This is a genomic window from Enterococcus sp. AMC2644 (assembly GCF_058216475.1).
The window spans coordinates 2,145,059-2,163,694 of the sequence record NZ_CM177095.1; the positions used below are offsets into that span (position 1 = coordinate 2,145,059).

An 18,636-nucleotide genomic window follows, 5' to 3' on the forward strand; every position below is an offset into this window, starting at 1 on the left:
AAATATGTTTTTTTCAATTGAAGAATTAGTGCAACAAAGCCATGAGTATTCTTCTGTTGCTGAATTAATGATTGCGACAGAAATTGAAATGTCTGGTCGCACACGTGAACAGATTATAGAATTAATGGAACGGAATTTACAAGTGATGGAACGTTCTGTTGAAGAAGGCGTAGAAGGGGTTACTTCTGTTACAGGATTAACTGGAGGTGACTCACCTAAAATGAATGCGTATATTGAAGCAGGCGATTTTTTAAGTGGGGAAACAATCTTAATGGCAGTTCGTAATGCGATTGCTGTAAATGAAGTGAATGCTAAAATGGGATTAATTTGTGCTACACCAACGGCCGGTAGTGCAGGGGTGGTACCAGGGGTGTTGATGGCATGCCGTGAAAAACTTGCCATGTCGCGCGAACAGCAATTAGCTTTCTTGTTTACAGCAGGCGCATTTGGACTGGTAATGGCAAATAATGCCTCAATATCTGGCGCAGAAGGTGGTTGTCAAGCTGAGGTCGGCTCAGCTAGTGCTATGGCATCAGCAGCTTTAGTTGCTGCAAAAGGCGGATCTGCTCATCAATCAGCGCAAGCCGTTGCTATTACTTTGAAAAATATGATGGGACTTATTTGTGATCCAGTTGCAGGTTTAGTAGAAGTACCCTGTGTGAAACGAAATGCGCTAGGCTCTTCACAAGCCTTCATTTCAGCAGATATGGCGTTAGCAGGAATTGAAAGTGTGATTCCGCCAGATGAAGTTGTTGAGGCGATGTATCAAGTTGGTCGTCAAATGCCCGCTATTTTCCGTGAAACAGCAGAAGGTGGTTTAGCTGTAACCCCAACTGCCAAGCGTTTAACAAAAGAAATTTTAGCAAAACAATCGTAAAACAAATGATTGTTTCATGAAAACAATCTGATAACGTTCTGAAAAATATTTTTTTTATAGTTAGACTATGGTAAGATAAAGTATCGAAAGTAAAGATAAATAACTATTATTTCTTCAAAAAAAACCAGAAGTGATAATAACTTGTGCGTAAACAAACACGAAAAGAGCCTGTGATATAGGTTGATTGACAGTGAAATATCTGAACAATAGAAGATTACTCCTTGATTTGGCGTAACTCCATGCTATTTTGTTCAGATATTTTCGTCTTTTTTTCCTTATATCACAGGCTCTTTTTTTCTATTACATATAACGAAGAATTGCTTCACGAGAAGGCATACCGCTTTGGGCACCCAACTTTTGTACTGATAAAGAAGCACCAATTGTAGCAAAGTGAACAGCTTGAGAGAAGGTCGTTCCAGTTGCTAATTCAGCAGCTAATAAACCATTAAATGTGTCACCTGCACCAGTTGTATCGATTACTGGAACGGATAATGCAGGAATCGTTACAAGGTTGTGTTTCTCTATAAAGGAAGTTCCTCGGCTGCCACGTGTAACAATCAAACGCGTGGTATGTTCGGCACTCCAAGCTAACATTGCTGCTTCTAACTCTTCATCAGAAGATAATTCTTGTCCAGTTAATTGTGCAAATTCTGTTTCATTAGGTGTAATAATGTCAATTAAAGGGAGCATATCAATAATATCTGGGTGAAATGGTGCAGGGTTAACAATTGTTGTCAGTTCCTTTTCTTTGGCTAGCTTTAGGCCTTTTAGAACGGTTGTTAAAGGAATTTCTAATTGTGTTAGAAAAATTGCTGCCTCTTGCCAATGTTCTGCGAGGCTAGCATCAATTGTAAATTCAGCATTTGCACCGGGTAAAACGATGATGGCATTATCGTTCGGTAATTTAAAAATTGCTGCAATCCCTGTGGCCGTTGCTTTTTGAGTAATTTGTAGCTGTAATTTCTCTTGTTCTAGCGTTGCTAAAATTTTTTCACCGAATGCATCTGTTCCAACTTGACCAATCAAAGTTGTTGTACTATTGGTGCGTGCTGCAGCAACTGCCTGGTTGGCACCTTTTCCACCAACAAAATAAGCTACGTCTTCCCCTAATAACGTTTCTCCGATAATCGGTAACTGGTTAGTTTTCATAACAATATCCATATTTAAACTACCTAAAACAATGACAGACATCTTTCTCCTCCTAAACTAAATATTAATTGTTCCATAGAAATTGTTGTAATAGTTGGTCAACTTCAAGATTTTCATGTAATTGACTATGTTGTGCGTTAGTTGAAATAACAGCATAATCAACAGAGCGTTGCGTTTCTTTTAATAAAGAATAGACTGCTAATGCGCTTGTTAAAGGAACGGTACCATCACTAAAATCAGTCTCACTTAGTTGACCCGCAATGAGTTGTGCTGAAAATTGAGGCATCGTTGCCATCATTGCTTGATAATCTTGATAACGTGACGAAAATTCTGTAGGTCCGTTAGTCAGCAACTCATCAACTGTTTGATTCCTGCTAGTATCAATAAAATCATTAAATGGTGCCCCGATGGCAGAAAACTTTTCTATTTGAGGTAATGTAGTATCAGCGCCATAAGTTCCTAAATAACGAAGACTGCTAACGCCTCCCATCGAATGACCAACTAAATTGACACTTTCAATAGCGTAGGTTTCTTTTAAATAGGCTAATGCTGCTCGAATCCATTCTGCTTGATTCCATTCATTGTTTTCATTATCTTGAAAAAGTACTTGAATCATGGGATTTAATGCTTCCCCAGACAATTCTCCTTCAGTTACAATCGTACCTTCGCTTGTAATTGTTAAAGTCATCTCTTTTTTTGCGATTTGCTTTTCTTCCATACGTTGGATTAAATGTCCAAATGACGAAAGACCACCTGCGTACCCGTGAATAAATAAGGTCGGGGTTGCTGTTTTTTCTGTGTGCCATTCGCTAGTAGTCGTCTGCGTTTCTTCAGTAGATGCTAGCGTAGCAGTAGGCGCTTTTTGACTACAAGCGGTCAATAAAAATAAACTTACTACTAATAATAATCGTTTCATACAACGCCTCTTTTTACATTTAGTATATGCTTCCAAAATTTAAAAAGAAAGTCATTATGAAAAAAATGAAAAAAGTACATCAAAATCCTTGCTATTTTTTGGCGTTTTGCTATAATGTTCAAGTGTGCATCGGAACACGTTGTTTTGTGTGCGCTGAAACAAGTGGGAGGAGAAATTTGGATCTCCAATTAACCACATCACGGACTCAAGGAGGTATGTCTCGTGGCAAAAAAAGTAGAAAAACTAGTTAAATTGCAAATTCCTGCAGGTAAAGCAACACCAGCACCACCAGTAGGTCCTGCATTAGGTCAAGCGGGTGTTAACATTATGGGATTCACTAAAGAATTCAACGCTCGTACAGCTGATCAAGCAGGTTTAATTATTCCGGTTGTTATTTCTGTATACGAAGACCGTTCATTCACATTCGTTACAAAAACACCACCAGCAGCAGTATTATTGAAAAAAGCTGCAAAAATTGACAAAGGTTCAGGTGAACCAAACAAAAATAAAGTTGCTAAAGTTACTAGCGATCAAGTAAAAGAAATCGCTGAGTTGAAAATGGAAGACCTAAACGCAGCTAGCGTTGAAGCAGCTATGCGCATGGTTGAAGGAACTGCACGAAGCATGGGAATCACTGTAGAATAATTTTTCGCATTGAAACCTAAGGAAGTAGCTTCTCAGTTGGCTCTGTATTGAAAGATATAGAACACGTGGGAGGTTCTACCGTTATAACCACATCAAGGAGGAAACACAAAATGGCTAAAAAAAGCAAAAAAATGCAAGAAGCATTAAAAAAAGTTGATGCAACAAAAGCTTACTCAGTTGAAGAAGCAATAGCATTAGCAAAAGACACAAATATTGCAAAATTCGACGCAACTGTTGAAGTTGCTTACCGTCTAAATGTAGACCCTAAAAAAGCGGATCAACAAATCCGTGGCGCGGTGGTTCTACCAAATGGAACTGGTAAAACTCAAAAAGTTTTAGTATTCGCTAAAGGTGAAAAAGCTAAAGAAGCAGAAGCTGCTGGAGCTGATTACGTAGGCGAAGCTGACTTAGCACAAAAAATCCAAGGTGGCTGGTTCGACTTTGACGTTGTAGTAGCAACACCTGATATGATGGCTGAAGTTGGTAAATTAGGACGCGTATTAGGCCCTAAAGGTTTAATGCCTAACCCTAAAACTGGTACTGTTACAATGGACGTTACAAAAGCAATTAACGAAGTAAAAGCTGGTAAAGTAACTTACCGTGTAGACCGTAACGGAAACATTCATGTTCCAATCGGTAAAGTATCATTCGACAATGAAAAACTTGTTGAAAACTTTAAAACTATCCATGATGTAGTAGTGAAAGCTAAACCATCAGCAGCTAAAGGAACTTACATGAAAAACATTACAGTGACAACTACATTTGGTCCTGGTGTACATGTAGATTCAGCTTCTTTCTAAAAAAAATTAGAAAATAAATAAAAAATAGTTGACTCAAACACCTTTCCTATGGTAAGGTGTTTGAGGTTAATAATTAACTGTACCGAAGACAGTAGGTGACTTAGGTCATAATTCCTACCGAGGACTTTATTGAGAAACTTCAATTGTCCCTCTATGTCTACGGTGGCATAGAGTTTTTTATTGTCTCTTGAGAATAAAAGCTCTTCCATCAAAACCAGGAGGTGAATTTAAATAATGAGTGAAGCAGCTATCGCTAAAAAAGCAGCGATTGTTGAAGAAGTGAGTGAAAAATTCAAAGCAGCAGCTTCTGTAGTCGTTGTAGACTACCGTGGATTAACTGTTGATGAAGTAACTCGTTTACGTAAACAATTGCGTGAAGCTAACGTGGAAATGAAAGTTATCAAAAACTCTATCCTTTCACGTGCCGCTGAAGCAGCTGGTCTAGAAGGCATGAATGAAGTATTCACTGGCCCAACAGCAGTCGCTTTCAGTAACGACGATGTAGTCGCACCTGCGAAAATCATCGATGAGTTTGCGAAAGACGCAAAAGCATTGGAAATCAAAGGCGGTATCATCGAAGGTAAAGTATCTTCATTGGAAGAAATTACTGCATTGGCAAAATTGCCAAACCGCGAAGGTCTTTTATCTATGCTTTTATCTGTACTACAAGCGCCAGTCCGCAACGTGGCTTACGCTATCAATGCAGTGGCAGAAAAAGAAGACGGAGATGCAGCTTAATTGCCGCATGATACACAATTAATTAAAACATAAAACTTACCTATAATGGAGGAAAACAAAAATGGCATTGAACATTGAAAACATTGTCGAAGAGCTAAAAGGCGCGACAATCTTAGAATTAAACGACTTAGTTAAAGCTATCGAAGAAGAATTTGGCGTATCTGCTGCTGCTCCTGTAGCTGTAGCTGCTGCTGGTGGCGCTGCTGAAGAAGAACAAACAGAATTTACTGTTGAATTAACTGCAGCTGGCGATCAAAAAGTTAAAGTTATCAAAGCAGTTCGTGAAGCAACTGGCTTAGGCTTAAAAGAAGCTAAAGCTGTAGTTGATGGTGCTCCATCAGCTGTTAAAGAAGGCGTATCTAAAGACGAAGCTGAAGCATTAAAAGCTGCTTTAGAAGAAGTTGGCGCTTCTGTAACTGTAAAATAATCATTATCAATGATTTTAAACCTAGGATGCTTGAATATTCAAGTTTTCTAGGTTTTTTTGTCTAATAAAAAGGAGGCGAGAACATGTCAGATACGTATGAGTTGAATCGATTTGTTGCGAAACATCAAGAAGACTATCATACTGCTTTATTAGAAATTAAAAATGGAAAAAAACAAAGTCATTGGATGTGGTATATCTTTCCGCAATTAAAAGGTCTTGGAAAAAGTACGATGGCTGAGTTTTATGGACTTACTTCTTTACCACAAGCGAGCGCATTTTTGAGACATCCCATCCTCGGAAACAATTTAAAAGAAATCACTAAAGCCTTGTTACCACAAATGACAACTGCTAGAGAAATTTTTGGAACACTTGATGAGCGCAAACTTCATTCTTCGATAACACTTTTTGCATTAGTTGATGATGATCCTCTTTTCCAAGAAGTATTAGATAAATTTTTTTATGGCGAATATGATGAACAAACATTGCAATTGTTAGGAATACGATAAAAAAAAGATTGAGAAAAATTCTCAATCTTTTTTATTTAGGATTAATCCCTAATGCAATTCGACCGAAACGACTGATACGAGTCATTTTCCAGGCAGGCGACCAAACGATTCGGACAGTAACATCATGAATCTCATCAAGCTGCATTAAAGCCCATTTGATTTCTTCAGGGACTGCTTCAATACAATCGCAGCCAATGCCTGTGAACGTCACAACGACTTCGCAATGTCCGTTTTCTTCTAAATTAATTTCATAGATGAAACCTAAATTATAAATATCTAATCCAATCTCATGGTCATGGACAGTTTGAAGTTGTTCAATGATTTTGTCGCCAATAATTGCAGCGCGGTCATTTATTTTAATATCTTCTCGCATAACAATTTTTCCTTTCGCTTTTGAAAATTTAGTACAATGCTTATTTTTTCATGAAAATCCTATTTTGGCAAGTAAAATATTCATTGTTTTTTTACTTTATTTATAGTAGAATTTAATATTTATGTTAGAATATAATAAAACTATTAGAGAGTATCTCGAGAGGAGCGTTTTAACGTGTCTAGTGAACAAAAAAAAGATATTAGAATTAGAAGTAATGTATATGACAGTATGGTCAAATCACCGAATCGTGCGATGTTGCGAGCAACGGGAATGAATGATGAGGAATTTAAAAAACCAATAGTAGGCGTGATTAGTACATGGGCAGAAAACACTCCTTGTAATATACATCTTCATGATTTAGGAAGATTAGCACGTAAAGGAGTTATTACTGCTGGTGGTTGGCCAGTCCAATTTGGGACGATTACAGTTGCTGATGGGATTGCTATGGGAACGCCAGGTATGCGTTACTCACTACCTTCACGTGATATTATTGCTGATTCAGTTGAAACGGCTGTTAGTGGTCATAATTGTGATGCTTTTGTTGCAATCGGTGGATGCGATAAAAATATGCCTGGTTGTATGATTGCTATTGCGAATACGGAAATTCCGTCAATTTTCGTTTATGGTGGTACGATTGCACCAGGAAATTTAGATGGCAAAGATATTGACCTAGTTTCTGTATTTGAAGCAATTGGTAAATGGAATCATAACGATATGACCGCAGAAGAAGTTCGTCGTATTGAATGCAATGCTTGTCCTGGCCCTGGTGGATGTGGTGGAATGTATACAGCAAACACGATGGCATCAGCAATTGAAGCAATGGGAATGAGTTTACCAGGTTCATCTTCTCACCCTGCAACAACTGAAGAAAAACTTCGAGATGTTGAAGCTGCAGGTGAGGCTGTTTTAAAACTGTTAGAAAAAGGGATCTATCCCAAAGATATTATGACTCGTAAATCATTTGAAAATGCGATTACTGTCGTGATGGCATTAGGTGGCTCGACAAATGCTATCTTACACTTAATGGCGATGGCGCATGCAGCAAACGTTGAATTAACTTTAGATGATTTTAACGATTTCCAAGAAAAAGTCCCACATTTAGCCGACTTAAAACCTAGTGGCCAATATGTATTCCAAGACTTGTATGAAGTTGGTGGTGTACCAGCTGTTATGAAATATTTATATGAAAACGGGTTTTTACACGGAGATTGCTTAACTGTAACGGGAAAAACAATTGCTGAAAACTTAGCCGAAGTCCCTTCATTAAAAGAAGGCCAAAAAGTAATCATGCCATTAGAAAATCCAAAACGTAAAGATGGTCCATTAATTGTTCTTCATGGTAACTTAGCTCCTGATGGGGCAGTTGCAAAAGTATCTGGCGTAAAAGTTCGCCGTCATGAAGGTCCTGCTAAAGTATTTAATACGGAGGAAGAAGCGATTCAGGCAGTATTAACTGATGAAATTGTTGATGGGGACGTTGTTGTAGTACGTTATGTAGGACCAAAAGGTGGTCCAGGGATGCCCGAGATGTTGTCTTTATCTAGTATGATTGTTGGTAAAGGTCAAGGAGAAACAGTTGCCTTATTAACAGATGGTCGCTTCTCAGGCGGAACGTATGGTTTGGTTGTAGGACACATTGCGCCTGAAGCTCAAGATGGCGGACCAATTTCACTTCTGCAAACGGGTGATACCGTTGTTGTAGACCAAGATACGAAAGAACTTACAATGAAAGTGTCAGACGAAGAATTAGCAAAACGTCGTGAAAAAGTGGTGATTCCACCGCTACACTCTCGTGGTGCACTTGGTAAATATGCACATATCGTGTCTAGTTCGGCAAAAGGTGCAATTACTGATTTCTGGAAAAAAGGCGAATAGCGAGAAAGAAAGATCCGAAACGATAAAATAAAAATATCCGACCTATAGGCGAAGATAATTACCAATTAGCATAATAAAGTGCAGGTAGGGTATCTTAATAGGTCGGATATTTTATTGGTTGAGTTTATACATTGTTTTGTTAACTATCGAGTTGTCCGTTTCTGTGGAATAAGTGAAGTTAAACTTTTTTCGCGCATATTCATCAAGTTTAGAATAACAAAAACTGCTGAAAAAGCGAGTAATACCAGTAAATTCAATCCAAATTTTTCAAAAAAAGACTGATTATAATTTAGAGTTTCACCAATTAACATGTTACTTTGTACGAACCAATAAGTTGGGGTAAACACTGCAATTTTATTGACAATATCTGGTAAAAATTCAGAGGGAACGAAGACTCCGCTAATAAAGCAACTACCTAAAATAAAGACATTGTTCACGCCACTGATTGTTTCACTGCTTTTCACTATACTTGTTATCAGTGTTGAAAAAGTAATCATTGCTAAAAAGAAAGCGAAAATACTGAGACTGAATAAACTAATAATCTGTAGCGATGTTAGTTTAGAAACATACATAATAAAACTACTAAACCCAATTGTTGCGAGTAAGGAATAGCTGATGGTGGCTAAAGAAATTTTTCGAGAGAAACTTCTTCTAGAAACTGGTGAGCAACTATTTCTCATCTTAATTTCTGAACGATTAAAGGTCAGATTAACCAGGCCATAAGCAGAGAAAATAGTTGAAAATAAACCATACGCTAGTAGATTAATAAAGCGTGCACCAACACTTTGATTTACTTTTTGAGTATACATGTGATCTAGTGTCACAGTTGATTTTTGACTTAAGGTCTTTGTTGTCTGTTCTAAGACTGCTTGTTCAGAAAGTGTAGGTTGTGCTTTCTGATAAAGGAGATAGGTATTTAAAAACTGATTAATGGTTGTATTGACCAACGTCTTCGTATACGTTCCAGGTTTTGTTTGTACTGATAATTTTGGTTTTTTACCATTAGTTAATGAATCTGTAAAAGATTTAGGAATTGTTAAAATATAATCAGTTTGTCCAAAATACAAGGCATCGTCTAATGCTTTTTGAGAGGTATCTTCAAGGGTGACCACACGTTGCTCTTCTTTTAAATAATTAGTTAAAGCTTGCGTCAGTGAGGAATGATCTTCTGACAAAATCACAATTTTGGCGGTCCGTAAGGTTGATTGTTCCTCTCGTATTTGTCCAGTTTGCGCAAGGGTGATAAACATAGTAATACCGATACCTAATATTAAAGCGCCTTTATTTGTTTTTAACAATTTAATAATTGTTTTATAGATGATCATAAGAAACTCTCCTTTCAAAATAAACATTGCTCAGAAAGAAGACTACAGTAAATCCTGTTAACCATAGAAGGTTATGATAAAAAGGTTGTAAAGACTGATAATAATACAATTGATAAAATCCTTCGCTAATCAAGTTCACTAAATTAATTTTACCTAGCAGTGGAAGATTTTGGCTAATCCAATATTTGATAGATTCTGTTCCCATCATTCCGGCGAGAAAGCTCATTGCCATCGTCAGTGTTGTTCCAATCGTAATTTTCTGATCAAACGAAATTTTAGAAGAAAAATTACCCATTAAGGTTCCAAAACTTAATGCATTTAATGAACCAATAGCGATTAATAAGAAAATCAAACGCCAGTTGTCTCCAAAATCAACCCGATAAATAAAATGGAAGACACCTAAGACTATAAGCGATTGCAAATAAAATAAGAGAAAGCTAGCAAGTAAATTAGCTAAAGAAACGATAAACTTATTGCGGGGAGAGAGACAAATTCGAATTCCATTCGCTGATTGATTCGCTTGTTGATCGTTTGTATTGCCAAGTCCCCAGATAAATCCATTTAAGATAGTCATACCCAGTAAGGCAAAGAAATAGAAGTTGCTTTGACTAAATGAACGTTCTTTAGACTCAGCAATAAAATTTTCATGCGTTAGTAACTGGGAATAAATCTCCTCTGGATTAACACCTGCATGTAACAAGACAGCGACTTTGTCTTGAATTTGTAAGTATTGATTTAAAAATTCGGATAATACGGTTTGTTCTATTTGATTTTGATTGATAAATAGTTGGATGTTGTCTTTATCGAATTCATAATAGCCAACAATTTTATCATTGGTTAATTGAGCAGTCGCTTCTTTTTTTGAAAGGTGAGTAACGTTGAACAACTCGCCTTCTTCACTTTGTAAAGAGCCAAGCATTGTTTCGAATTCAGAGGTATCTTCCTCACTGACAATCCCGATGGTAGACTGATTGAATAAATTCATCTGATCTAGGTTACTAAAAGCAGCAGCAAAAAGTAGTCCTAATAAAATAGGAAAGACCATCGTCCAAAAAATGAGTGGTAAATTTTTAATTAAAACTTTTAAACGATAATAAAACAAATGCCAAAACATTGAAGCACCTCCTTAATCTCGTAATTCTTTTCCAGTAATTTCTAAGAAAACATCATTTAAAGTGGCTTCTTGCGTGTGTAAATTTGCATAAGGAACTTGTTCGTCTTCTAAATAAGTTAAGATTGGTAAAAGCGTATCTTTAGTATTTGCGACATTTAGAGTTAAGTTAATTTGATCATAATCGACATCTAGTACACCAGGAATCTCTGCAAGTTCAGCTTTTTGCTGGTGCGATAAGGAAGGAACTTCTACTAGTAACTTTTCTCCAGTGCGAATCATATTTTTTAGCTCTTCCTTAGTTCCTTCTGCGATTACTTGTCCTTGATCAATAATTACCACGCGATCACAAAGAATTTCAACTTCTTCCATATAGTGAGTCGTATAAACAATTGTAGCGCCTTGTTGGTTTAATTCCTTAATACTACTTAGGATTTTGTTGCGACTTTGTGGATCAACCGCCACTGTAGGTTCGTCTAAGAAAATTAATTCTGGTTTATGAGAGATCCCACAAGCGATATTTAAGCGTCTTTTTAGCCCACCACTCAACTGATGTGGATGAAATTTTCTGAACTTTTCTAAGCCAACTAATTGAATAACTTCTTCGACATATTGTTTTCTCAGCTTTTTGTCTGTAACGTATAATCCACAGTAATAATCAATATTTTCGACAACTGACAATTCAGCAAACACGGCAATTTCTTGAGGAACAATTCCAATTCGTCGTTTAATCTCGTATTTTGTAGGATGCATGTCTTCATCAAATAATTTAACAGTGCCGCGATCGTAGGTTAAGAGGCTTAGCATGCAATGAATCGCTGTTGTTTTTCCACTGCCATTAGGTCCCAGTAAACCTAGAATGGTACCTTGTTTTACTGACAAGTTAAAGTGATTGAGTGCAACGAAATCGCCGTAGCGTTTGACTAAATTTTGAATTTCAATAATCATCAGCAAAAGCTCCTTTTCTATTTTTTCTTACTTTAACTATAATGGAAATAAAATAGAAGGAACAGTGTCTACATGCTAAAATGAGTATGACAAATGTCATATCTTAGGAGGAAATTATGAATAATCGAAATGTATGGGGGAGTTATCTCTTTTTACAAATTATTAGTTTTTTATTTTTAAGTTATGTACATTTTCAACCAATAGATGTCTTGTTTATATTGGTTAGTGTGATTTTATTAGTTCCTACCTTATTATTGCAAAATGGATTAGGTCATGCGTTAACACTTGTTCTGTTTTATATTTTGAGCTTTAGATGGCCAGAATTTAGTTATTTTCTACCAGGAGCCTGGTGTATGGTCAATCGCTCTCAGTTAGTGGGAATACCTTGGCTATTTCTGTGTAGTGGTTTCATCTTATGGGTAGATGTGAATGGAATTATCCAAATTTTTGTGGTTACTATGCTTGTTTTTGTTTCTTTCTTTAATAAAATTTGTCTGGATAAAGAGCAATTAATGCAAAAGTATTTGTTTTTACAAGACGATAGTTGGGAACAAGAAGAATTGCTACGTCAAAAAAATGAAGAACTGCAAGCAACGCAACAAGCGATGATTCAACTGGAAATTGCAGAAGAACGTAATCGTATTGCGCGTGACATTCATGATAATGTAGGGCATTTATTATCAAGTGCAATTATCCAAATGGGGGCATTAGAAGTGCTCATTCAAGAAGATCACTTGAAAAAACCACTATACTCTTTAAAAGAGACGATTCATACAGGGATGGATAAAATCCGTGAAAGTGTTCATGATTTGCATGAGTCTTCACTATGCTTTCAAGAGAGTTTACAGCATTTAGTAGAAGAATTTCATTTTTGTTCGATTACTGTTCAAGGGGATTTATCAGAAAAGTTGACGAAGCAACAAGGTGAGGTTCTTTTGATGGTATCTAAAGAAGCATTGGCTAACGTGATGAAACACAGTAATGCAACACAGATTATTATTGAAGAAACGGACTTACCAGCATTTTATCGCTTTCGAATTAAAGATAATGGCCAACTAATTTCGAATAAAATATCAAAAGGTCTAGGGTTAGTGAGTATGCACCAACGAGTGACAGAAATTGGCGGACAGCTGCATACCAATGCAACTAAAGATGGATTTATGGTAACAATTATATTACCCAAGGAGGTCGCCGTATGATTCGTGTAATGGTGGTTGATGATGATCGTTTAGTGACAGAATCGCTCAAAACTATTCTTGAGATTACTCAAGAGATTGAGGTGCCTAAAATGGGACATTCTGCTGAAGAAGCAGTGTCTTTATATCAAGAGGTACAGCCGGATGTTTTGTTGATGGATATCCGTATGAGTGATGGAACAGGGATTGATGCAGCTAGACTAATTTTAAAAGCAGATCCACAAGCAAAGATTTTGTTGTTGACGACTTTTTCTGATGAAGAATACATTAGTGAGGCTGTCCAGTTGGGCGTAAAAGGTTATTTAATTAAGCAAAATTTAGCAACGATTGTACCGGCTATTAAAGCAGTCATGAGTGGGCAATCTGTTTTTGGTATGGAAGTTGTAGGCAAACTATCAGCAATTTTGAAAGAAGCTTCCGAAAAAAGATCTTCTGTTGAACTAACTGCAAGAGAAGAAGAGATTTTAATACAAATTGCAAATGGCAAAAACAATAAAGAAATTGCACAGACTCTTTATTTAAGTGAGGGGACGGTCAGAAATTACATCAGCCAGTTACTTGATAAAATTAATGTTCGTGACCGTACCCAGTTAGCTATTTTTTATTATCGAGAGTATAAAAAATAGGTCAGTTAGTTTTGTTGGTACTGTTTTTGATAGTTGCTGCCCCAATCCGATAAGCTATCTAGAACTGACTGCAAGCTATAACCGGTTTGTGTTAATTCATATTCAACACGAGGAGGCACTTCAGCAAATACTTGTCTGGAAACTAAGCCTTGTTCTTCCATTGAACGTAAATTGGATGTCAATACTTTTTGAGAGATACCTTCAACCGATTTTTTTAATTCACCAAACCGTTTTTTTCCATCCATTAGATCTCGTAAAATTAAAACCTTCCAACGATTACTTATGAGTAGTAGTGTGGTCTCCACTGGACAGGCAGGTAAAGTTTTTTCCATGATTTTTAAGCGTCCTTTCAAAATAGTTTCCAAAAAGTAACTAGGTTACTTAAAGGTTCTTACTTTCTTTTAGTAACTAATAGAGTTATTATAACGTTAGGAAATAAAAAATACAATTTTATTGGAGGAATAGAAGATGAAAATTGCCGTTATTGCAGCAAATGGAAAAACAGGAAGTCAGATAGTTACTGAAGCAGTGAATCGAGGGTTTGATGTAACAGCTGTTGTTCGTCATGCTAATCAAACAATTGCTCAACATGAATTGAAAAAAGACCTATACGACTTAACTACCGAAGATTTACAAGATTTTGATGTAGCTGTCGATGCATTTGGTATTTGGGACCCAGAAAAATTAAATGAACATACGACTTCATTGCTTCACTTAGTAGACGTATTAAGTCATACAAAAACTCGCTTAATTGTGGTTGGTGGTGCAGGAAGTCTTTATATGGATGCTGATCATACTATTCAATTAAAAGATACCCCAGATTTTCCAGAACTGTTCTTCCCATTAGCTTCACAAATGTCGATTGCTTTGGATGAATTGAGAAAAAGAAACGATGTACAGTGGGTTTATATTAGTCCAGCAGCTGATTTTCAAGCGGATGGCAAACGTACTGGTGAATATGCCTTAGCAGGTGAGGAATTTACAGCTAATGCAGCAGGAGAAAGTTATATCAGTTATGCTGATTATGCAATTGCTGTAGTCGATGAAATAGAAAAAGGTTCACATAACCAAGAGCGTATTTTAGCCTATCAAAAAAACTAGCAGATCTATTATAAGATCCACTAGTTAGGCTTTTTCGGAGTAGAATTTTCTACTCCGTTTTTTGTTGTTCCGTATATAATTTTCCGTCATACATTTTGAAAAATGGATAATAAATAATAATCGAGACAGCTAGGTTAATAAAAGCAATTAAAACTGCGCGATAGTCTCCTCCGGTACCTAGAAAAGCACCAATTCCGATAGGGGAAATCCAAGGAATACCAGAAATAATTTTGTTAACGAAGCCAAAAGCTGTTGCAAAATAAGCAATAGATACATTGACAATTGGTGTTATGATAAAAGGAATAATCAAATAAGGGTTGTAGACAATAGGTGCTCCAAAAATTACAGGTTCGTTAATATTAAATAGTCCTGGTAAAATTGCTGCTCGTCCTAAAATCTTTAATTGGTCTGATTTAGCAATAAACATCATTAATAAGACTAAGCCTAATGTGCTCCCAGCTCCACCCAAGAAAATATACATGTTGGTAAAGTCACCAGCAAAAATATTGTCACCGCCATTAATATTTTCTGTTAAAGAAACCAATAAAATTGGATTAATGAAGCTATTCTTAATAATCGCTGTACCATGTACCCCTACGGCCCATAACAAGTGGATTAACAGCATAATCACTACAATCCCTAACCATGAGCCCGTCAATTCTTTTACGAATTCAAATGGTTTAGACAATAAACCATGCAAATCAGTGTGGAATGTTGCTAAGACACCATTAATCAGTAGCATCGTAAATGCGATGAAAATTGCTGGAATTAAAGAAGCAAAAGCTTTGCTCACACCGTCGGGTACACCATCGGGCATCCGAATAGTTAGTTTTTTATGAAGGCAAAACCGGTAGATTTGCGTAGCTAAAATTGCTGTTAAAATTCCAATGAAGATACCGATGCCACCAAAGCGAGTAACCCAACTCCCAATCGCTATACCATTATAAACAATTGCTGTATCAGTCGTTTGCTGAATAAGTTGTGCCCCTTCACTAGTAATGTCAACCTGAATAATTGTCAATAAGAAAGCGAACAAACCTAAAACAGCTCCAACAAAACTACTGAGCTCCTTGTCTTCTTGTCGATAGCTTTCGGTTAAATAATAGGCTGTTGCTAGAGCATAAAAGATGGCTAACGAACCGATTGACATGGTGGTAATTACACTATATAAAGGTGAAAATTTTAAGAGTGTTTGCTCAAAAAATGGTGCTAAAGGTGGGATAATCTGCGGTAGATTATTAATGATTAAAAAGATTGAACCCACGATAGTAAAAGGAACTGTAATAATCCCTGCTTGCATAATTGCTCGAATAAATCTTAAATTGGCTAATTTATTCAAAGGGGGCATTAATTTGGTTTCTAAAAACTGAAAAATACGATTCATTAGACAGGCTCCTTTCTAAGAGGGAATTTGATTTGTTTGAATTAATTGTTGATACCAATAAAAACTATCTTTTTTATAACGTGCTAGTTGCTTTTCATCCTTTTCAGTACGATCAACATAAATAAAACCATAGCGTTTACTAATTCCTTCATGAACACTGACTAAGTCAAGTGCTGACCAAGGACTGTAACCAAATAAGTCAACGCCTGCTTCAATGGCTTGGAGACATTGTCCAATATGTTGTTCCAAATAATTAATCCGATAGCTATCGTGAATTTTACCGTCAGCTGTTAATTCATCGCGAGCACCTAAACCATTTTCAGTAATGATAATGGGTAAATGGTAACGATCATATAAGGTTTGTAAAGTTGTTTTTAAACCATCTGGGTCAATTGTCCAATTGAATTCATTTTTTTGTAAAAAGGGATTGGTATATCCTTTATAAAAGCCCCATTCCATAATGTCTTCACTTTGTTGATCGCTAATGCCATCAGTCATGCCTTCTTTTTTTACTGGTTTTTCAACAGTAACCGTTGTATAGAAGTTCATCGCCAGAAAGTCAGGGAAATGTGTACACATCATGTCTTCATCATTGTCTGCAAAAATAATGTCGACACCTTTTTGCTTCAAATAATCTTTAAAGACAGCATTGTAACGACCGAAACAAGAAAAATCAAGATAAGCCCAGTTACGGACACTATTGAAATAAAGTGCCGCTTGATTATCTGTTGGTTTGCTTGTTGCTGGGTAAACCAAGGAGATATTAGGAACAGGTCCAATTTTTCCTTCAGGAACTAATTCATGACAAAGTTTGAACGCATATTTTTCCGCCATCATTAAATGATGAAATTGTTGGTATTTTTCTTGTAAAGGCGTTTCTTTTCCAAGAATTTTTTTATCAACTAGCAACATGATATTCGGTTCATTAATTGTTAGCCAGTTTTTGACACGATCGCCATATGCTTCAAAAAGGGTTTGGGCATATGTTGCAAACGCCTCAACAGTACTTCGAACAGACCAGCCACCTTCATCTTCTAATGCTTGAGGTAAGTCAAAATGATTCAATGTAATAAACGGTTGAATATTGTATTTTAAACATTCATTGATGACATCGTTGTAGTGCTTGATTCCGGCTTGATTAACCTCACCACGACCTTTGGGGAAAATTCTAGTCCAAGCAATTGAAAAACGAAAAACGTCTAAACCTAACTCAGCCAATAAATGAATATCTTTTTTATAATGGTGGTAGTGATCTGAAGCAACTGTAAAATCTGCAATTGTATGATTATCACGTGGACGTGTATCTTGGACGCTCAATCCTTTGCCATCTTCAAGATAGGCACCTTCTGTTTGATGTGCACTAATAGATGCACCCCATAAAAAATTTTTAGGAAATGTATGTGACATAACCGCCATCCTTTCAAAATAAATTAAATACAACCTAGTATACCAAGAGTTATTGGTAGTAAGCAAAAAAAGGACACTGCGCTAACAGTGTCCCAATTTTTATTCTACTTCAAAAATCCAACCCTCTGGAGCAGGGCGATCACCGTATTGAATACCTACTAATTCTTCATATAAATTTTTTGTCACAGGACCTACTTCCGTTTCACTATAAAAAACATGAAACTCATCGTGGGTTTGAACGCCACCAATTGGGGAAATAACAGCTGCAGTTCCGCAAGCACCAGCCTCAACAAATTTATCTAGTTCATCTAAACGGACATCACCTTCAATAGCTTTCAAACCTAATGTATGTTCAGCTAAATGTAAAAGTGAATATTTAGTAATACTTGGTAGAATCGAAGGGGATTTTGGCGTAATAAATTCATTATCTTTTGTAATACCAAAGAAGTTTGCTGAACCAACTTCTTCGATTTTAGTATGTGTTTCTGGGTCTAAATAGATACAGTCTGAGAAGTTCTTTTCATGAGCTTCTTCACCAGGAAGGAGACTCGCAGCGTAATTGCCACCAACTTTAGCTGCACCAGTACCATTTGGCGCTGCCCGATCGTAATCAGAAACGATAAAGTTTGTCGGAGCTAAACCACCTTTAAAATAAGGACCAACTGGCATACAGAAAACAGTGAAAATAAATTTATCCGCAGGTTTTACACCAATAATATCTCCAACACCGATTAATAAAGGGCGAATATATAATGTAGCGCCTGTTCCATAAGGTGGCACAAATTGGCGGTTAGCTGTTACTACTTCTTTTACTGCTTTTAAAAATAATTCTTCTGGAACTTGTGGCATACGTAAGCGTGTTGCACTACGATTTAGACGCTTGCTATTTTCATCTGGGCGGAATAAATTAATGCCACCATCTTTGCGGCCATAAGCCTTTAGGCCTTCAAAACATTGTTGCCCATAATGTAATGCTGGGGAAGATTCGCTAATATGTAAGACATTATCTTCTGTTAGTTCACCTTCATTCCAAGCGCCATCTTGCCAAGTAGCAATAAAACGCCAAGGTGTTTTTATATAATCAAATCCTAAATTATTCCAATCAATTGTCATAAGACCACTCCTTTATTTTTTGATAGTATATCACTAATTCTAATTATTGTCATTATTCTGAAAATTTGCAAAAAAGCATAGAATAAGTAAAAGCAATAAAAAATATCCGAACAATCTTT

At 36.5% G+C, this 18,636-nt stretch carries 20 protein-coding genes and 1 other annotated feature; of the genes, 10 read left to right on the forward strand and 10 right to left on the reverse strand.

The genetic code is table 11. From position 1 onward, the window contains the following. The first annotated feature begins 4 nt into the window (after nt 1-4). Nucleotides 5-877, forward strand: coding sequence for an L-serine ammonia-lyase, iron-sulfur-dependent, subunit alpha (gene sdaAA / locus AC4BC5_RS10350; RefSeq protein ID WP_490495318.1), 873 nt, complete (start codon nt 5-7; stop codon nt 875-877). Between the two features lie 300 nt (nt 878-1,177). On the opposite strand, the gene AC4BC5_RS10355 is transcribed toward sdaAA, so the two are convergent. Both AC4BC5_RS10355 and AC4BC5_RS10360 read right to left on the reverse strand, forming a co-directional pair. Next, on the reverse strand, nt 1,178-2,068 hold the full coding sequence (locus AC4BC5_RS10355; protein ID WP_490495319.1) for a ribokinase: 891 nt from the start codon (nt 2,066-2,068) through the stop codon (nt 1,178-1,180). Between the two features lie 22 nt (nt 2,069-2,090). Next, complete coding sequence (locus tag AC4BC5_RS10360; protein WP_490495320.1) at nt 2,091-2,942, reverse strand: alpha/beta hydrolase; 852 nt, start codon at nt 2,940-2,942, stop codon at nt 2,091-2,093. A 222-nt stretch (nt 2,943-3,164) separates the two neighbouring features. On the opposite strand from AC4BC5_RS10360, the gene rplK reads away from it, so the two are divergent. The 5 genes from rplK to AC4BC5_RS10385 all read left to right on the forward strand — a co-directional run bounded on the left by rplK (nt 3,165) and on the right by AC4BC5_RS10385 (nt 6,058). Beyond that, nucleotides 3,165-3,587 carry a 50S ribosomal protein L11 gene (rplK, locus tag AC4BC5_RS10365; RefSeq protein ID WP_016175757.1) on the forward strand — a complete coding sequence of 141 codons (423 nt, stop codon included), beginning with the start codon at nt 3,165-3,167 and terminating at the stop codon, nt 3,585-3,587. Nucleotides 3,588-3,697: 110 nt separating this feature from the next. Continuing rightward, nucleotides 3,698-4,387: a 50S ribosomal protein L1 gene (rplA, locus tag AC4BC5_RS10370; RefSeq protein WP_490495321.1), complete on the forward strand. Its 690-nt coding sequence runs from the start codon at nt 3,698-3,700 to the stop codon at nt 4,385-4,387. 64 nt (nt 4,388-4,451) lie between these two features. Continuing rightward, nucleotides 4,452-4,576, forward strand: a sequence feature (ribosomal protein L10 leader region). Nucleotides 4,577-4,621: 45 nt separating this feature from the next. Beyond that, the gene (gene rplJ, locus AC4BC5_RS10375; RefSeq protein WP_016175755.1) at nt 4,622-5,125 is read left to right on the forward strand and encodes a 50S ribosomal protein L10; all 504 of its coding nucleotides are present in this window, start codon (nt 4,622-4,624) and stop codon (nt 5,123-5,125) included. 61 nt (nt 5,126-5,186) lie between these two features. Beyond that, entirely contained in the window at nt 5,187-5,552 is a 366-nt protein-coding gene (gene rplL, locus AC4BC5_RS10380; RefSeq protein WP_016175754.1) for a 50S ribosomal protein L7/L12, read from the forward strand. An 83-nt stretch (nt 5,553-5,635) separates the two neighbouring features. Continuing rightward, nucleotides 5,636-6,058 carry a DUF1810 domain-containing protein gene (locus AC4BC5_RS10385; RefSeq protein ID WP_490495322.1) on the forward strand — a complete coding sequence of 141 codons (423 nt, stop codon included), beginning with the start codon at nt 5,636-5,638 and terminating at the stop codon, nt 6,056-6,058. 31 nt (nt 6,059-6,089) lie between these two features. On the opposite strand, the gene AC4BC5_RS10390 is transcribed toward AC4BC5_RS10385, so the two are convergent. Next, on the reverse strand, nt 6,090-6,431 hold the full coding sequence (locus tag AC4BC5_RS10390; RefSeq protein ID WP_490495323.1) for a metal-sulfur cluster assembly factor: 342 nt from the start codon (nt 6,429-6,431) through the stop codon (nt 6,090-6,092). Between the two features lie 174 nt (nt 6,432-6,605). Between AC4BC5_RS10390 and ilvD the strand changes: the two genes are divergently transcribed. Continuing rightward, nucleotides 6,606-8,306 carry a dihydroxy-acid dehydratase gene (gene ilvD / locus AC4BC5_RS10395; protein WP_490495324.1) on the forward strand — a complete coding sequence of 567 codons (1,701 nt, stop codon included), beginning with the start codon at nt 6,606-6,608 and terminating at the stop codon, nt 8,304-8,306. Nucleotides 8,307-8,449: 143 nt separating this feature from the next. Here ilvD and AC4BC5_RS10400 read toward each other — a convergent pair whose 3' ends face one another. Genes AC4BC5_RS10400 through AC4BC5_RS10410 form a run of 3 tightly spaced genes read right to left on the reverse strand, consistent with a single transcriptional unit; the run spans nt 8,450 to nt 11,690 of the window. Continuing rightward, nucleotides 8,450-9,631 (reverse strand): ABC transporter permease, encoded by a 1,182-nt coding sequence (locus AC4BC5_RS10400; protein WP_490495325.1) that lies wholly within the window; start codon nt 9,629-9,631, stop codon nt 8,450-8,452. After that, nucleotides 9,618-10,745 carry an ABC transporter permease gene (locus AC4BC5_RS10405; RefSeq protein ID WP_490495326.1) on the reverse strand — a complete coding sequence of 376 codons (1,128 nt, stop codon included), beginning with the start codon at nt 10,743-10,745 and terminating at the stop codon, nt 9,618-9,620. The genes AC4BC5_RS10400 and AC4BC5_RS10405 overlap by 14 nt, the downstream gene beginning before the upstream one ends. 12 nt (nt 10,746-10,757) lie before the next feature. After that, nucleotides 10,758-11,690: an ABC transporter ATP-binding protein gene (locus tag AC4BC5_RS10410; RefSeq protein WP_490495327.1), complete on the reverse strand. Its 933-nt coding sequence runs from the start codon at nt 11,688-11,690 to the stop codon at nt 10,758-10,760. A gap of 116 nt (nt 11,691-11,806) precedes the next feature. Here AC4BC5_RS10410 and AC4BC5_RS10415 point away from each other — a divergent pair, with 116 nt between their 5' ends. Both AC4BC5_RS10415 and AC4BC5_RS10420 read left to right on the forward strand, forming a co-directional pair. Further along, the gene (locus AC4BC5_RS10415) at nt 11,807-12,889 is read left to right on the forward strand and encodes a sensor histidine kinase (protein WP_490495328.1); all 1,083 of its coding nucleotides are present in this window, start codon (nt 11,807-11,809) and stop codon (nt 12,887-12,889) included. Beyond that, nucleotides 12,886-13,512: a response regulator transcription factor gene (locus AC4BC5_RS10420; protein ID WP_490495329.1), complete on the forward strand. Its 627-nt coding sequence runs from the start codon at nt 12,886-12,888 to the stop codon at nt 13,510-13,512. The genes AC4BC5_RS10415 and AC4BC5_RS10420 overlap by 4 nt, the downstream gene beginning before the upstream one ends. A 5-nt stretch (nt 13,513-13,517) precedes the next feature. Here AC4BC5_RS10420 and AC4BC5_RS10425 read toward each other — a convergent pair whose 3' ends face one another. Further along, a complete protein-coding gene (locus AC4BC5_RS10425) occupies nt 13,518-13,844 on the reverse strand; it encodes a winged helix-turn-helix transcriptional regulator (RefSeq protein WP_490495330.1) in 327 nt (108 codons plus the stop codon). 136 nt (nt 13,845-13,980) lie between these two features. Between AC4BC5_RS10425 and AC4BC5_RS10430 the strand changes: the two genes are divergently transcribed. Beyond that, on the forward strand, nt 13,981-14,613 hold the full coding sequence (locus AC4BC5_RS10430) for an NAD(P)-dependent oxidoreductase (protein WP_490495331.1): 633 nt from the start codon (nt 13,981-13,983) through the stop codon (nt 14,611-14,613). Between the two features lie 49 nt (nt 14,614-14,662). Here AC4BC5_RS10430 and celB read toward each other — a convergent pair whose 3' ends face one another. The 3 genes from celB to AC4BC5_RS10445 all read right to left on the reverse strand — a co-directional run bounded on the left by celB (nt 14,663) and on the right by AC4BC5_RS10445 (nt 18,517). After that, nucleotides 14,663-15,997, reverse strand: coding sequence for a PTS cellobiose transporter subunit IIC (gene celB / locus AC4BC5_RS10435; RefSeq protein WP_490495332.1), 1,335 nt, complete (start codon nt 15,995-15,997; stop codon nt 14,663-14,665). A 15-nt stretch (nt 15,998-16,012) separates the two neighbouring features. Then, nucleotides 16,013-17,404, reverse strand: coding sequence for a glycoside hydrolase family 1 protein (locus tag AC4BC5_RS10440; RefSeq protein ID WP_490495333.1), 1,392 nt, complete (start codon nt 17,402-17,404; stop codon nt 16,013-16,015). Nucleotides 17,405-17,503: 99 nt separating this feature from the next. After that, complete coding sequence (locus AC4BC5_RS10445; RefSeq protein WP_490495334.1) at nt 17,504-18,517, reverse strand: branched-chain amino acid aminotransferase; 1,014 nt, start codon at nt 18,515-18,517, stop codon at nt 17,504-17,506. Between the last annotated feature and the right edge of the window lie 119 nt (nt 18,518-18,636).

Excerpts from the sequence above, each read along its gene's own strand:
- sdaAA (WP_490495318.1), top strand. The coding sequence starts at position 5 with ATGTTTTTTTCAATTGAAGAATTAGTGCAACAAAGCCATGAGTATTCT.
- AC4BC5_RS10355 (WP_490495319.1), bottom strand. The coding sequence starts at position 2,068 with ATGTCTGTCATTGTTTTAGGTAGTTTAAATATGGATATTGTTATGAAA.
- AC4BC5_RS10360 (WP_490495320.1), bottom strand. The coding sequence starts at position 2,942 with ATGAAACGATTATTATTAGTAGTAAGTTTATTTTTATTGACCGCTTGT.
- rplA (WP_490495321.1), top strand. The coding sequence starts at position 3,698 with ATGGCTAAAAAAAGCAAAAAAATGCAAGAAGCATTAAAAAAAGTTGAT.
- rplJ (WP_016175755.1), top strand. The coding sequence starts at position 4,622 with ATGAGTGAAGCAGCTATCGCTAAAAAAGCAGCGATTGTTGAAGAAGTG.
- rplL (WP_016175754.1), top strand. The coding sequence starts at position 5,187 with ATGGCATTGAACATTGAAAACATTGTCGAAGAGCTAAAAGGCGCGACA.
- AC4BC5_RS10385 (WP_490495322.1), top strand. The coding sequence starts at position 5,636 with ATGTCAGATACGTATGAGTTGAATCGATTTGTTGCGAAACATCAAGAA.
- AC4BC5_RS10390 (WP_490495323.1), bottom strand. The coding sequence starts at position 6,431 with ATGCGAGAAGATATTAAAATAAATGACCGCGCTGCAATTATTGGCGAC.
- AC4BC5_RS10400 (WP_490495325.1), bottom strand. The coding sequence starts at position 9,631 with ATGATCATCTATAAAACAATTATTAAATTGTTAAAAACAAATAAAGGC.
- AC4BC5_RS10405 (WP_490495326.1), bottom strand. The coding sequence starts at position 10,745 with ATGTTTTGGCATTTGTTTTATTATCGTTTAAAAGTTTTAATTAAAAAT.
- AC4BC5_RS10410 (WP_490495327.1), bottom strand. The coding sequence starts at position 11,690 with ATGATTATTGAAATTCAAAATTTAGTCAAACGCTACGGCGATTTCGTT.
- AC4BC5_RS10415 (WP_490495328.1), top strand. The coding sequence starts at position 11,807 with ATGAATAATCGAAATGTATGGGGGAGTTATCTCTTTTTACAAATTATT.
- AC4BC5_RS10420 (WP_490495329.1), top strand. The coding sequence starts at position 12,886 with ATGATTCGTGTAATGGTGGTTGATGATGATCGTTTAGTGACAGAATCG.
- AC4BC5_RS10425 (WP_490495330.1), bottom strand. The coding sequence starts at position 13,844 with ATGGAAAAAACTTTACCTGCCTGTCCAGTGGAGACCACACTACTACTC.
- AC4BC5_RS10430 (WP_490495331.1), top strand. The coding sequence starts at position 13,981 with ATGAAAATTGCCGTTATTGCAGCAAATGGAAAAACAGGAAGTCAGATA.
- celB (WP_490495332.1), bottom strand. The coding sequence starts at position 15,997 with ATGAATCGTATTTTTCAGTTTTTAGAAACCAAATTAATGCCCCCTTTG.
- AC4BC5_RS10440 (WP_490495333.1), bottom strand. The coding sequence starts at position 17,404 with ATGTCACATACATTTCCTAAAAATTTTTTATGGGGTGCATCTATTAGT.
- AC4BC5_RS10445 (WP_490495334.1), bottom strand. The coding sequence starts at position 18,517 with ATGACAATTGATTGGAATAATTTAGGATTTGATTATATAAAAACACCT.